Here is a 14,259-nt window from a genome sequence, read left to right as displayed (position 1 = left end):
AAGCAATAAAAAGCAGCCCATCGGCTGCTTTTTATTGCTTGGTGATAATGACTCAAAACTTATCTGCAGAGGCTAAGTTCCACATTCGGAAATAAAAATTCTCGGCATCCTTATTTTCACAATCCAGCAGTTCGCCGGGCTTTAACCAAAAATGCAGCTGCGCATAGTTTTTAATTTCGCGGTCGTTAATCCGCTGCGCCAAATGATGCGCTTTGATATCGGCAGGGTGTTTCAGTCCCGAAGAGGCTATCAATTCAGATAAACCATGCATGGTGTTGCGGTGGAAGTTAAAGACCCGCATCGCCTTAGACGGCACATCAATGGCTTTTTGGCGGTCTTTGTCCTGTGTGGCGACGCCTACAGGGCACTGGTTAGTGTGGCAGCTTTGCGCCTGAATGCAGCCGACGGCAAACATGAAGCCGCGTGCAGAGTTGACCCAATCTGCACCGATGGCCATGGTGCTGGCAATGTCAAAAGCGCTGATGATTTTGCCGCTGGCGCCGATTTTAATTTGATCGCGCAATCCAGCCCCAACTAAAGTATTGTGTACAAATAGCAGGCCTTCGCGCAATGGCGTACCGACATGATTGATCAATTCAACGGGCGCAGCGCCAGTGCCGCCTTCGGAACCATCGACTACAATAAAATCAGGCACAATTTGGGTTTCAAGCATGGCTTTAACAATGCCCATAAATTGCCAAGGCTGACCAATGCAGAGTTTAAAACCGACGGGTTTGCCTAAGGATAATTCACGCAGCTTTTGAATAAAGTGCATCATTTCAATTGGCGTGGTGAAGGCGGAATGGCTGGAAGGGGAAATGCAGTCATGTTCGCGGCTGACGCCTCGAATTTTTGCAATTTCAGCAGAAATTTTATTTTTAGGCAAAATGCCGCCATGGCCGGGTTTCGCGCCTTGCGACATTTTAATTTCAATCATTTTGACCTGCGGCAGTTTAGCCTGTTCTGCGAAACGTACAGGATCGAACTTTCCATCGAGGGTGCGGCAGCCAAAATAACCGCTGCCGAGTTCCCAGACGATATCGCCACCATGTTCTAAATGATAAGGGCTGATGCTGCCTTCGCCAGTGTCATGATAAAAGTTGCCCAGCTTGGCACCCTTGTTTAAGGCGCGGATGGCATTGGCGCTTAAACTGCCGAAACTCATCGCGGAAATATTAAAGATGGATGCGCTGTACGGCTGACTGCATTGAGAATTGCCAATGGTAATGCGGAAAGTATCGGTGTTTGCAGGCGGGCAAGGAGTAATTGAGTGGGTCATGAAGCGGTAATCTTCCTGATACACATCAATGATTGAGCCAAAGGGCTTGTCGGCATTTTCGTTTTTGGCGCGCTGATAGACAAGGCTGCGCTGCATGCGCGAAAAAGGCAGGGCATCTTGATCGGATTCGATAAAGTACTGGCGGATTTCTGGACGGAATTCTTCAAAAATAAAGCGGAAATGCCCGATAATGGGGTAATTTTTTAAAATAGAATGCTTATTTTGCAGGACATCGTATAAGCCTAACAGGCTGAGCAGTGCTGTAATGACCCAGATGCTATTGAGCAGTGTTTCAGGGAGGAAATAATAAATATAGTGCGGTTCATAACCCACATGAAAGGTGGTGATCAGCAGTGCAATAAAAATACAGGCGAACCAAATAGAATGGCGGGAAAAAAATGTATTCAGCAATTTATGGCGAATAGCTTGTGATGTATCTGGCATTATTATCTAACTTTCTGACGCTGATGATCAGACTATAAATGCGCCAAGATAAAAAATGAAGCAGAAGCATCCGCTTGTTAACGCAATGCAACAATTTTCAAGGTAAACCATGCATTTAGCTTAAAAATTGATCCGAGTGCTTTATGGCTAATTTGAATGATAAAATGAGTTAATCTGCTAATAAAAAAAATTGTTAAATAATGCAAATCTTATGATTTCACAGCCGCAGAAAAATCTCTTACATTAAAAATACTTTCATAGTTAAGAGGATTCCAATATGACGAAAAAATCCATTCGCTATAACAATGCAGAATTGGCTTGCCGATGCATGCAATGAATATAGCGGCTGAACTTAGCATGCAGACGGCAGTGCGGGTACACGCGCTGTTGCTGCATTTCACAAGGCGCACTGTAAAAAAATCATAAAAACTACTCTAAGAAATTATCGTCCCGCACTGTTGGGACTTTTCTTATTTCTGCAGCGCAAATCAAGGCATTTGCAGTTCTGGGACGGCATTTTTTCCAGCTGCATATTAATGAGGTTCAATTTGGCGGACTGCATCTGAGACCTCTATAGGCTCAATCTTAAGAATTCGGTTGCCAAAGCTGCGCAGCCACCATACCAGCTGTGAAGTATAGGGGACTGTGGCAGAGACACTGCTAAGGCCCTCTTCACGCTTTTCTATGATCTGATCTTTGCTGAGCTGTGTTTCCTCAAAATAATAGGCTTCTTGATCTTTCATCAGCAGTTTTAAATGCACATTTTCTGTCGGCTTGCTGAAATCGACACGGAAGCCCAAGGCTCCGGATTCAATATACGCATCAATATCAAAATTAACAGGGTGCAAGGCGCGGGAATTCAGTACATTCGCTGATTTAAAACGGTGCAAGGCAAAGGTTTGAATATCTGTTTTGTCATGCCTTGTGCAGACCAAATAAATAATTGCACCTTTTTGCACCAATGCCAGCGGGTTTAAAATATAAGTTTTTTCTTCACTGGCTGGACCGCGCCCCTGATAAATGCATTCCAGCTGCTTGTCTTGAAGCAAGCCTTCATAAATGGCCTGTTGCGCATTTTTTTCTACCAGCGGCGGTATTAAAGGCTGTGTTGCAGGCACAATCCGGACACGGTTAATCCATTGGCGGACATTATTCTGTGTCGAAAGGCTGTGGCGCGCTAAATCAAACCATGGGTTCATTTCTTCAATGAGGCTGGGCGGCAGCAAATGCTTTAAATGCTCTTCCACCATCATAAAGGTGACGGCCTGTGAGCTGGTCATGTGCGGCAAGCTCTGAATCGGCGCATCAGAACGCCAGCGCCAGCCCTGAGGCGACGTTTTGCTACTTTCAATCGGAAAACGCTGCGAGATTTGATTTAAATCACGCTGAATAGTGCGCAGGCTGATGTCTATGCCTTCACGGACTAAAATTTCCTGCAATTCACGGGTACCCATCCATTTTCCGATGGAGAGGCGTGAAAGAATTTGCCACTGTCGATAGAGGCTATTAGATGTTTCTTTTTCTTGTGAGGGCATAGTCGATGAAAGCGTTCAGGTAATTTGAAAATTGGTCGTTATACACAATATGAAATCTATAAATCCAGCGCAAGCATTTCATCAATTTTTAGGTCTATATTTTGAAACATGTTGGTACAGCAATGCACTTGCAGCGCAAATTGATTTGATTAATAAATAGACGAAGCGCCAGCCAGTTTGAGTGGCATGCTAATTGCTTTATCTAACTTACAATTAAGAACAATGAATGAGGTTGGTATGCTGAAAGAAAATCAAGATACAACTTCCAGCGCTGCATTAGAAGCGTATGCAGCCGATACAGCCACAGGCCGTATAGGGGCGGATTTAACTTTAACCCAAGACTCTGCGGCTGCAAAATCATACGCGCTGTTTGAGCATTTAAAATCCAGTTTTTTTAATGAAATGCGCGATGATCAGGCAATTTGCGGTGAAGCTTGCAGCCGAATTGAGCATTGGCTGTCTCAGCATACGATAGATGAATTAAATGAACTGAATTTGCGCGCTAAAGAACATTTTTTATATGAGGGGATTACATTTACTGTTTATGGGGATGAGCAGGGTGCGGCGCGCACCATTCCTTTTGATTTAATTCCGCGTGTGATTGCAAAAAAGCAATGGAATACAATTGCAGCGGGCAGCGCCCAGCGCGTGAAAGCTCTAAATCTTTTTTTGCATGATATTTATCATCAGCAGGATATTTTAAAAGCAGGCATTGTGCCTGAATTGCAGGTGCTGACTCATGAAGCTTATCAGCCGCATATGTATCAGCATGCGCTGAAAGGAAATATTTACAGTCAAATTAGCGGAATAGATATCATTCGGGACAACCGCGGTGAGTTTTATGTGCTGGAGGATAATCTAAGAACGCCGTCCGGCGTATCTTATATGCTGGAAAGCCGCAAAATCAGCCAAAAGTTAATGCCGAATTTATGCAGGCAAAGCAAAATTCTAGGCATTGAGCAGTATCCCAAATTACTTAAGGAAGTGCTGGCGGAAAATGCCTATAGCGATCATCCCTTTATTGTAGTGCTGACGCCTGGCCGCTATAACAGCGCATATTATGAACATGCCTTTTTGGCAAGGGAAATGGATGTACCCTTGGTGACATCACGTGACCTTTTTGTAGAAAACGATAAAGTTTATGTGAAAACCATCAAAGGCCGGCAGCAGGTTGATGTAATTTATAGACGGGTCGACGATGCATTTTTAGACCCCCTGTGCTTTAAGCCAGACAGTACACTTGGGGTTGCCGGACTGATGTCCGCCTACTTAAGCCGCAATGTTGTATTGGCGAATGCACCCGGGACTGGCGTGGCAGACGACAAATCGATTTATCCTTATGTGGATAAGATGATCCGCTTTTATTTGGCTGAGCAGCCTATTTTAAAGAATGTTCCAACCTATCAATGCCGCGAGCAGCAGGACCTTGATTATGTGATTGCCCATTTGGATCAGCTTGTCGTGAAAGAAGCGCAAGGTTCAGGCGGCTACGGCATGCTGATTGGCCCGCAGGCGTCACGGCAGCAGATTGCGTCTTTCAAAGAGAAAGTGCTTGCATCGCCGCATCTTTACATTGCTCAGCCGACTTTGGATTTATCGGTATGCCCTACGCTGACGAATTTTGGCGCTGCAGAGCGTCATATTGACTTGCGGCCATTTGTGCTGAGCTCGCCATACCGCACGGAGATTGTTCCGGGCGGGTTAACCCGCGTAGCCATGCAGGCCGGCTCGCTGGTGGTGAATTCCTCTCAAGGCGGCGGCATTAAGGACACTTGGATTGTCGACAATCTGCATTCTTAGAACTTCATACAAGGGGCGGAAATGATTTTATTAAACAGCAATGCTGAACATATTTTTTGGCTAGGCCGTTATTTAACACGCACACAGTATTTATGCAGCATTTTTCCATTTCAGGAGGACGAGGCCGCCCGTGATTATGCACATGCCTTTTGCCTGCCGGCATTTGATGCCAGTTCTTTGAATGAATTGGTTTTAGACCCGCAGCAGTCCATCTCCTTTATTTCACAGTTTCAGTATGCGCAGAACAATATTTTAGATTTGCGCGGGGTCCTGTCTGCGCAAGGCTATGCGGAATTGAATAAGCTGATTCAAAATGCAAGTGAAAATGCAGGCTATATCTGTGATGTGGCGGCAGACTGCCATGAGGTGCTTTCAGCTGAATCGGAGGCGGTCTTCCTGTTTTTCAGTTTAGGGCAATGCGTGGAGGATTTAGACCGTCAATTCCGCCTGAATCAAGATGCACGGCTGACAATGGATAAAATTAAGCATCTTACCGCCGCTTTAACAGCAGTTGGCTGGAATGGTTTGATAGAGGCCTTGTCAGAGTTGGAAACGGCGCCTTGCAGCGTGCAGCTGTATCAATTTAGCGACCACATCCAAACCATGTTTGAGGCGGATGCATGAAATTAATGGTGAATCACCAAACGCATTATTCCTACAGTGCGCCTGTGCAGAGCAGCATTCAATACATTAAGATGATTCCATCGACGAATACGCATCAGCGCGTGCATCATTGGGATATCAGCATTCCAGGGCAGAAGGGAACTCAGAAGGATGCATTCAGCAATATTTGGCTGACCAGCTCGCAGCGGGAGCCTTATAGCCAAATGACCATCATGGCGCAAGGGCTGGTGGAAATGAATCCAGATAGCCAATTTGGCGCTTTGAATCCGCTGAATCCCCATCTGTTTTTGCAGCCGACCGCAAGCACTTTATGCAATGAGGAAATGAAGCAATTTGCGCTGTCGCATGTGTCCGCGCTTCGGCATGAATGCCTCATCCGCTTAGCGCGCGCGGTACTGGATTATATTCCCTATATGCCGCACACAACATCGGTCAATACTTCAGCAATTCAGGCATTCAGCTGCAGGCAGGGGGTATGTCAGGATCATAGCCATGTGTTTATTGCAATGTGCAAATATTTAGGATTGCCCGCCCGTTATGTGTCAGGCTATCTGTTTGTGCCTCAGACGATGCATTTGGCAAGCCACGCCTGGGCAGAAGTATTTTTACAGAATGCGTGGTATTGTTTTGATGTCAGTAATCAGCTGTTTACACCCAATTCGCATATTTATGTGGCAATCGGGCGGGATTATTGGGATGTCGCGCCAGTCCGCGGCGTACGTGAAAAAGGAGGCTTTGAGTCCATGAATTCTATAGTTCAGGTACTCAGCTGTTAGGAAAAAAGGATAGGAAATGACTTATTGCTGTGCATTGCGCTTAAAAGATGGAATGGTGTTTATCAGTGACACCAGAACCAATGCTGGGGTAGACCATATTTCCGTTTTCCGCAAGCTCTATACTTTTGGCATAGAGGGCGAGCGTATGATTGTGATTCAAACCTCTGGAAATTTAGCGACGACACAGGCCGTTATCGGGCACTTGCAAAATCAGCTGGAAACCAAGCAAGAACCGAATTTGTACAGTTTAAATACTATGTTTGAAATTGCAGAACTGGTCGGGCACACTTTGCGTAAAGTCATTGCGGATGTCACGTCAGATACCGTGGAACAAAGCAATTACTACTGCAGTTTGCTGGTAGGGGGGCAAATTCAAGGCGCAGTCATGCAGCTGTATAATGTTTATCCGCAAGGGAATTTTATTTCTGCAACCTCAGATACGCCATTCTTTCAAATAGGTGAAAGTAAATATGGCAAACCGATTTTAGACCGGGCGCTGCATTATGATATGCCGATGGATGAGGCTTTGCGCTGCGCTTTGATTTCATTTGATTCAACGCTGCGCTCCAATGTATCTGTGGGCTTGCCTTTAGATGCGCTGGTTTATCATAAAGACAGTTTGCATGTGCCGATTGGCAAGCGGATTTATGAAGAAGATCCTTATTTTTCCAATATCAGCAAGCAGTGGTCGGCCTTATTGAAGCGGGGGCTGCAGGAGCTTCCTGTACCGACAATCGATTATTTTGAATAGTTGATTAGTGAGAAAATTTTAAGCATAAAAAAGCCCAAGGATTGGGCTTTTTTATGGCAAGCATGAAATTATTTTGTTTTACGCAAAGGGCGTGCACTAAGGCGGCACAGCAATTCATAGCCAATCGTGCCATTGGCTTCGGCAACATCATCCACTAAACGGTTTTTGCCCCAAAGTTCAACTTCAGTGCCCAATTTTAAGTCTAGTCCAGTTGCGTCAATCGCGATCATATCCATCGCGACACGGCCAATCACGCGGGTTGGCTGGCCATTGACCGCAACATAGTTTTGTTTTAGAAAGGCGCGCGGATATCCGTCGCCGTAACCAATTGAAACAATGGCAAGATCCATCGCTTTGTCAGCGACGAAAGTGGAGCCGTAACCGACAGATTCACCGGCCTGAATGGAATTCAGCGCAATCACTTCGGCAGTAAAGGTCATGACTGGCTTTAAATCTAAGTCATGGACGGATTTATCTGCAAAAGGCGAAGCGCCGTACAGCATAATGCCGGGGCGGACAAAATCAAAATTCAGTTCAGGCCATTTGTAAATGGCGGCTGAATTGCAGCAAGAGCCCATTACTGGTGCACAAGCTTCTTTAACTTGCAGGAATTGCGCGCGCTGCTGGTCATTTAAAGGGTGGTGATCAGCATCGGCATTGGCAAAATGCATGGCTAAAACGCAAGTGAAGCCTTCGGCTTTGAGTGAATTAATCACATCAATGATTTCCGGCACTTTAAAGCCAAGGCGGTTCATGCCGCTGTTCAGTTTGACCCAAACTTTCAGCCCTTTGGCAATGTAGGCATCTTTATAAGCGCGAAGCCAATCTAATTGCTGCTGCTGATGCACGATCACTTCAATGCTGTTATCAACTGCGGCTTGCATTTCATCATCAGAAAAAATGCCTTCAATCAGTGTGATGGGCTGCTGATAACCCTGTTCGCGGATTTCGATGGCTTCTTCAAGGCAGGCGACACCAAAGGCGTCGGAATCGGCTAAGGCTGCTAAGCAGTCTTTAACTCCATGTCCATAAGCATTGGCTTTCACCATACTTACGATTTTAGCGGTTGGGGCAAGTTGTTTGACACGGTTTAAATTATATTGCAGTGCTTCACTGTCAATATAAACTGTTGCTTGGCGCACCCTAATTACTCCTGCAGGGTCATGGAAGAAAAAGCGGTGATGAAGAAGACTTATTCTTCATCATCGTATTGAGCATAAAACTCAGGTGAAAGATTGCTAAATTTGGTGTATTGGCCTTCAAAGGCTAGACGGACAGTACCAATCGGACCGTTACGCTGTTTGCCGATAATGATTTCCGCAGTGCCGGCTTCTTTTGATTCTTTGTTATAAACCTCGTCACGGTAAATGAACATGATCAAATCGGCATCCTGCTCGATTGCGCCGGATTCACGCAAATCCGACATCACAGGGCGTTTATTTGGACGGTTTTCCAGCGCACGGTTAAGCTGGGACAGCGCAATGACAGGGCATTGCATTTCTTTGGCCAATGCCTTGAGGCTTCGAGAAATTTCCGAAATCTCGCCGACACGGTTATCGCCCATGCCAGGCACTTTCATTAATTGCAAGTAGTCGACCATGATGCAGCCCAGCTTGCCGCCGTGCATTTTTGCGATTCGGCGCGCGCGGGAACGCAATTCTGTCGGCGGCAGGGCGGATGAATCATCAATATACAGGTTTTTTTCCTGCAAATGCACAATGGTGCTGGTCACTTTGGACCATTCATCAGCATCCATTTTACCGGCACGCAGATGGCCTTGATGAACGCGGCCAAAAGAGGAGATCAAACGCATGGCAATAGAGTCTGCCGGCATTTCCATTGAATAAACCAGTGCGGGCAAATTATTATTAAACAGCACGCTTTCAACCAAATTCATGGCAAAGGTGGTTTTACCCATCGATGGGCGGGCAGCGACAATAATCAAGTCACCTGCCTGCATGCCTGAGGTCTTATTATCCAGCTCTACAAAGCCGGTGGTTAAACCGGTGATGCTGCCTTCCATTTGAGACAGTTCATTTAATTTATCAAATACATCAGCGACAACGCTGTTGATGGGTTTTGGGCCTTGCGCTTTCGCGTTATTGTTATGCTGCTCGGCAATGGAAAAAATATTGGTTTCGGCCAGATCTAAAATTTCACTGACTGTGCGGCCTTTGGTGTCATAGGCATTTTGCAGAATTTCTGAGCTGACTTTAATCATGCTTCTTAAAGTAGAGAATTCTTTAATTTTATTGGCATAGGTTTCTAAGTTGTAGAAACTGGAAGGGGAGTCAGACATCAGCTGCATAAGGTATTCCTCACCGCCAATGGCATCCAGCAGGTTTTGCTTGGTCAGCCAGTCATGCACCAAAACGGCATCATAAGGAGAGCTGTCTTTAGAAAGCTGATCAATCGCGCGGAAGATATATTTATGGCGTGTGGCATAAAAATCATTTTCTGTCAGCACATCGCCGACTTGTTCGAATGACTCAGCAACGGTCATTAACGCTGCCAATACCGCCTGTTCGATCGCAAGGTTATGCGGAGGCGTGCGGAACTCTTTCAGCTGGCCAGATTCGCTATTTTGGGGTTCTGCTTTCGTGCTGGCAATCGCCTGTGACATATAAATCCCTGATTTTTGATACAGTCAGTGCTTAAATAAAAATGGGGTATGGAAACGTAATTTCAATCATCATTGCAAGGCAAATCATACCCGCTATTGAGGTTGAAATGCGAATAGATATTTTCACTCAAGCAGAAATGAATGATGAAGCTCAGCATCAAGCTGAACGGTTTTCAATGAAAAATATGCAAAAATTAAAGATAAAAAAAGAGCATGCAAAAGCATGCTCTTTTTTTTGCAGAAAATTACTCAGCTACGATAGTAACGAGAACTTCAGCAGCAACATCATGATGCAATTGGATTGCGATGTTGAATTCACCAGTGTTGCGAAGCGCACCATTTGGCAAACGAACTTCTGCACGGTCTACAGCTAGACCAGCATTAGTTAACGCGTCAGCGATGTCACGAGTACCGATAGAACCGAATAGTTTACCTTCGTCACCAGCTTTCGCAGTGATTACGATGTTAACTTCGTCTAATTGGCTAGCACGTGCTTGAGCAGCAGCTAAAACATCAGCTTCAGCTTTCTCAAGTTCAGCGCGGCGAGCTTCAAAAGCAGCAGTGTTAGCTTCAGTAGCGGCTACTGCTTGACCTTGAGGGATAAGGTAGTTGCGGCCGTAACCAGCTTTAACTGAAACTTTATCGCCTAATTTACCAAGGTTTTTAATGCGTTGTAATAAGATAATATCCACAGCTCAACCTCACTTATGATTGTCAGTGTAAGGGATCAAAGACAAGTAGCGAGCTTGTTTGATAGCAAGCGCCAATTGACGTTGGTAACGAGCTTTAGTACCTGTAATACGGCTAGGAACAATCTTGCCGTTTTCAGTGATGTACTGTTTTAAAGTGTCGATATCTTTGTAGTCGATATATGTAACGTTCTCAGCTGTAAAGCGGCAGAACTTGCGACGACGGTAGAAACGTGCCATGTTATGTTCTCCTTATGCTTCAGCAGAGTCTTGAGCTTGTTGTGCTTCTTCACGTTGAGCTTTACGCGCACGTTTTTCTTCAGCACTCTTAGCCAATAGTGACTCTTCAGTGATAGCGTTTTCACGACGGATGATTAAGCTGCGAATGATTGCATCGTTGTAACGGAACAATTCTTCAAGCTCATCAAGCGTAGTTTGACCACATTCAACGTTCATTAAAATGTAGTGCGCTTTATGAATTTTGTTAATTGGGTAAGCCAATTGACGACGGCCCCAATCTTCAAGACGGTGAATTTGACCTTCAGCATCTTTGATGTGAGAGATATAGCGTTCTACCATACCAACCACTTGATCGCTTTGATCTGGGTGTACTAAAAGTACGATTTCGTAATGACGCATTGTCAGCTCCTTACGGATTATACAGCCCATAACGTAATTATTAAGGGCAAGGAGTCACAACCGGAGTTGTGCCGCAATATTTGCGAAGCGTGAATTTTAGAGCGTTTAGGGTATAAATACAAGGCATTCATTTAAAAAGCCCCTATTTTTTAATGGTATTTACGGTGTAGATGGATTGCGTAAAAGAAAAACCACATAGCCTTTAAAATTTGGATCTGCAGAAAAATTAAGCCCGGGGTTCCACTCCCCATGTTGCACAATGCCAATTTTATACGGCAGCTTCAATTTGGAAATTTTATGCAGATAGGCTTCATAATTCGGAATGGTCGCTGAGCCTTGATAAGTTTGAATGATCATTTCATGAATATTATTGCGGAATAATAGAAGCGTTTTGGCATCCTGCATATTGCTCCAGCCCATCAAGCCGGTGATGCTGAGTTTGTATTTTGCAGGAAGCTGCTGTCTTAATTGAGCTAGAAACAGGGCGTAAGCGTGAAGATTTTGTGTTTTGGCATCAAAATCAATTTGTATGCCTTGAAGATGATTGCCTTTTTTTTCCCATTGTTGAATGCGTTTTGAAATAATATCAATTTCGTTTTTTGACCAATTTAAATGATGGTTGCGGAACACAAGCCAGACTTTTTGATGGGGAATATTGAGCACTGATACCCCTTGGTAAAGGTATTGGGGCTGATGCGTGCGCCGGTCAAGCCTAAACTCACCCTGTAAAATATACAGTTCTTTGGCTTTTGCTAAATACGGTGCAGATGAAATATTGCCCCAAATCCAAAATGCATCATAGTCTTCGGCATCTACCCGACCAGATGTTGAAGCTGACAGACTCGGCTGACAAGCCATGATGCCCAGCATACAGATCAACGTCATAACAACTGAAAAAATCTGCTTCAACATATACGTCTTACCAGTAATACTTTAAAGATTGTGCCCAAGAGGTACTTGGATAGTCGCGTTTAATGTGGTCGAACCATTGTTTACGGGTGGATTTTTCAACCTCTGCATCCTGACAGTCATTCATCCCGCTTGGTGAATAACACATGATTGAGCGATAAAGCGCATACGCTTTTAAATCGGGTACAGAACTGGTTTTGATGATGTCTTTATACACTTGGCCACGGGTAAAAATTGCACCTTGGAAGCGGGCAGTTTCTTTTTCTAAAACGGTGACATAGCTTATGTTGTAGCCTTGAGGCGAGCGTGCATATTCGCCCAAACAAAGTCGGAGCTTTAGATCTTGAGGTGAATTTTCAAGTTTTTGCGTCAGGCTGGATAAGTCAGGGCATTGCATTTGTGGCGTGATTTTTATTCCTGCCCAAATGAAATCACTAAGGGGCGGTTGATTTTTATAGTTTTTATATGTTTCTGAGTCATATTTATACTTCGCGGCATCTTGTGGCAGCAGTGCAAAGGCTTGATTAAACAGTTTAAAGTTTTGATGTATCAATGACTTTTGCAAAGTTTTATATAAAGCTAGATTTTTTTGATCTGTACTTGATGCTTTGCTCTGTACAATTTGCATTAAGCTTTTTTCATTGGCTTCATTTTCAATAAAGCTTTTTTGCAATGCAGCTTGTTTGATTTTAGCATCTGAACTGATAAAGGCGCTGGCATTTTGTTGTTGGGCATAATGGGGATACAGCATCAGCTCAAATAAGCCACGCTGTTCGATGGACTTTGATCGACTAAGCCAAACTTCCCAATACTGCTGCGCATTTTGAGTTTGTCCGAGTTTTTCCAAAATACGACCTTTTAACAATATTTGACTGAGTTGAAGGTAACTATCGATTGAATTAGAGGAATGTTCTGGCAAATATTTTAAAGCTTCGGCTGGCTTGTTCTGCACAAAGAATAAGTGATTGGCTTGTAGGTATTGGAATAGTTCTGGCTGACTCTTAAATAGTGTTTTTTGGTTGCTGAGTTCAGGCCAGCTTAAGACTTTATCTTCTGCTGATGTTGCCTGACGCATTTGCATTAAATCTGAAATGGCCAGAAAGAAAGGATCTTTTAGATTTTTTGCATTGAATGAGCGGCTTTGAAAAACATGGCGATCCATTTCAAAGGCTAGATTATCGAGCTCTAAATTATAGTATTTGGAATTAGGATGATTGATTTGCCATGCGAGTTCGCTGGTCAGGAGTTCGGTATTTCCAATCAGCCAATAACAACGACGCAGCAAACCGCGTGCGCTTGCCGCATATTTTCCCTCAGGGAAACGTTTGAAATAAGTAGTGATATGCTCATAGGTGTTTTTGAGTAAAGTCTGATTTACTTTATCGATTTTTAAATCGCCATATTCACCGACACCCGACTGATAGCTTTCATTGAGGCTGCTGCGAATCAGCATATATTGCGATGTTTCTTTGATCCAAGGCTGATCAACCGTAGTTAAAACTGAGTAAATTTTAGTAGCTGTGAAAAAGTTACTATTGTAAAAGGCAATGGTTGCATTTAAATAAGACGCATACTGACGTGCTTGCATAGACCAGTTCGGATTGACTTGGATAAGGGCAAGATCACGGTCACAGGCCGAGATCATTTGTCTTTCTTGAATCAGAAAATCTTTTTCCGCTTTGCTGAGATTTTTGTCGGCTTTCACCTGCTGGCTAAATTGATCCGCACCATTGTCTAGACTGCTGCAATGTTCTTGGTAGGGTGTTTTTTTATTGTTTGGCTTTAATCGGGCATTCGGTCGTTTATTGGTTGCGCTATTAAATAATGTTTTAGCCGCAAATGGTACATTGCTATATTCAGTTTCCCAAAGCGGACTATTTGGCTGATTAAAATTCAATTTGGCCAATCCCATATCGCTTAGGAGTAGAAGCATATTGGTTTGGTTGTCATTGGCGGGCGTGAGCGCAGGCAAATTGTCACAGGCTGTATAGGCATTGGTTTGAATGTTAGTCGATGGATAGCAAGAAACATCTATACCTGCAAAGCTTGTGGCGCTAAAGCCAAAACTGAGTGGCAGCAGGGGTGCGGCAAGTAAAGTTTTAGGCCATTGGAAATAATTTTTCATGATGTGCGCGGTCTTATTATTGTGCGCGCAATCTTAGCAAGTGTTGCTTGTAAATTAAAGAATGT

13 protein-coding genes are annotated in these 14,259 nt (G+C 44.2%); 4 read left to right on the top strand and 9 right to left on the bottom strand.

Features of this window, described 5'->3' with window-relative positions:
* Positions 1 to 52: 52 nt before the first annotated feature.
* Positions 53 to 1,723: an FMN-binding glutamate synthase family protein gene (locus JZ784_RS14220; RefSeq protein ID WP_346315297.1), complete on the bottom strand. Its 1,671-nt coding sequence runs from the start codon at positions 1,721 to 1,723 to the stop codon at positions 53 to 55.
* Positions 1,724 to 2,256: 533 nt separating this feature from the next.
* Positions 2,257 to 3,258 (bottom strand): WYL domain-containing protein, encoded by a 1,002-nt coding sequence (locus JZ784_RS14215; RefSeq protein WP_346315296.1) that lies wholly within the window; start codon positions 3,256 to 3,258, stop codon positions 2,257 to 2,259.
* Between the two features lie 237 nt (positions 3,259 to 3,495).
* Here JZ784_RS14215 and JZ784_RS14210 point away from each other — a divergent pair, with 237 nt between their 5' ends.
* Genes JZ784_RS14210 through JZ784_RS14195 form a run of 4 tightly spaced genes read left to right on the top strand, consistent with a single transcriptional unit; the run spans position 3,496 to position 7,209 of the window.
* Positions 3,496 to 5,058, top strand: a complete 1,563-nt coding sequence (locus JZ784_RS14210) for a circularly permuted type 2 ATP-grasp protein (RefSeq protein ID WP_346315295.1) — start codon at positions 3,496 to 3,498, stop codon at positions 5,056 to 5,058.
* Positions 5,059 to 5,079: 21 nt separating this feature from the next.
* Complete coding sequence (locus tag JZ784_RS14205) at positions 5,080 to 5,682, top strand: alpha-E domain-containing protein (protein WP_346315294.1); 603 nt, start codon at positions 5,080 to 5,082, stop codon at positions 5,680 to 5,682.
* Positions 5,679 to 6,458: a transglutaminase family protein gene (locus tag JZ784_RS14200; RefSeq protein ID WP_346315293.1), complete on the top strand. Its 780-nt coding sequence runs from the start codon at positions 5,679 to 5,681 to the stop codon at positions 6,456 to 6,458. The genes JZ784_RS14205 and JZ784_RS14200 overlap by 4 nt, the downstream gene beginning before the upstream one ends.
* A gap of 16 nt (positions 6,459 to 6,474) precedes the next feature.
* Complete coding sequence (locus JZ784_RS14195; protein WP_346315292.1) at positions 6,475 to 7,209, top strand: proteasome-type protease; 735 nt, start codon at positions 6,475 to 6,477, stop codon at positions 7,207 to 7,209.
* A 68-nt stretch (positions 7,210 to 7,277) separates the two neighbouring features.
* Here JZ784_RS14195 and alr read toward each other — a convergent pair whose 3' ends face one another.
* The 7 genes from alr to JZ784_RS14160 all read right to left on the bottom strand — a co-directional run bounded on the left by alr (position 7,278) and on the right by JZ784_RS14160 (position 14,194).
* Complete coding sequence (gene alr, locus JZ784_RS14190) at positions 7,278 to 8,351, bottom strand: alanine racemase (RefSeq protein ID WP_346315291.1); 1,074 nt, start codon at positions 8,349 to 8,351, stop codon at positions 7,278 to 7,280.
* 50 nt (positions 8,352 to 8,401) lie between these two features.
* Positions 8,402 to 9,832, bottom strand: coding sequence for a replicative DNA helicase (gene dnaB, locus JZ784_RS14185; RefSeq protein WP_346315290.1), 1,431 nt, complete (start codon positions 9,830 to 9,832; stop codon positions 8,402 to 8,404).
* A gap of 245 nt (positions 9,833 to 10,077) precedes the next feature.
* Entirely contained in the window at positions 10,078 to 10,524 is a 447-nt protein-coding gene (rplI, locus tag JZ784_RS14180; RefSeq protein ID WP_130146056.1) for a 50S ribosomal protein L9, read from the bottom strand.
* A gap of 9 nt (positions 10,525 to 10,533) precedes the next feature.
* Positions 10,534 to 10,761 carry a 30S ribosomal protein S18 gene (gene rpsR / locus JZ784_RS14175; protein ID WP_004278792.1) on the bottom strand — a complete coding sequence of 76 codons (228 nt, stop codon included), beginning with the start codon at positions 10,759 to 10,761 and terminating at the stop codon, positions 10,534 to 10,536.
* Positions 10,762 to 10,773: 12 nt separating this feature from the next.
* Positions 10,774 to 11,160 carry a 30S ribosomal protein S6 gene (gene rpsF / locus JZ784_RS14170; RefSeq protein WP_005009159.1) on the bottom strand — a complete coding sequence of 129 codons (387 nt, stop codon included), beginning with the start codon at positions 11,158 to 11,160 and terminating at the stop codon, positions 10,774 to 10,776.
* Positions 11,161 to 11,319: 159 nt separating this feature from the next.
* On the bottom strand, positions 11,320 to 12,072 hold the full coding sequence (locus JZ784_RS14165) for a DUF3142 domain-containing protein (RefSeq protein WP_346315289.1): 753 nt from the start codon (positions 12,070 to 12,072) through the stop codon (positions 11,320 to 11,322).
* Between the two features lie 7 nt (positions 12,073 to 12,079).
* On the bottom strand, positions 12,080 to 14,194 hold the full coding sequence (locus JZ784_RS14160) for a hypothetical protein (protein WP_346315288.1): 2,115 nt from the start codon (positions 14,192 to 14,194) through the stop codon (positions 12,080 to 12,082).
* Positions 14,195 to 14,259 lie beyond the last annotated feature (65 nt).

This window comes from Acinetobacter sp. CWB-B33 (genome assembly GCF_039655955.1).
Classification (GTDB): domain Bacteria; phylum Pseudomonadota; class Gammaproteobacteria; order Pseudomonadales; family Moraxellaceae; genus Acinetobacter; species Acinetobacter bouvetii.
The sequence above is the reverse complement of the archived record's forward strand: the minus strand, read 5'-3'. Positions and strand labels throughout refer to the sequence as shown.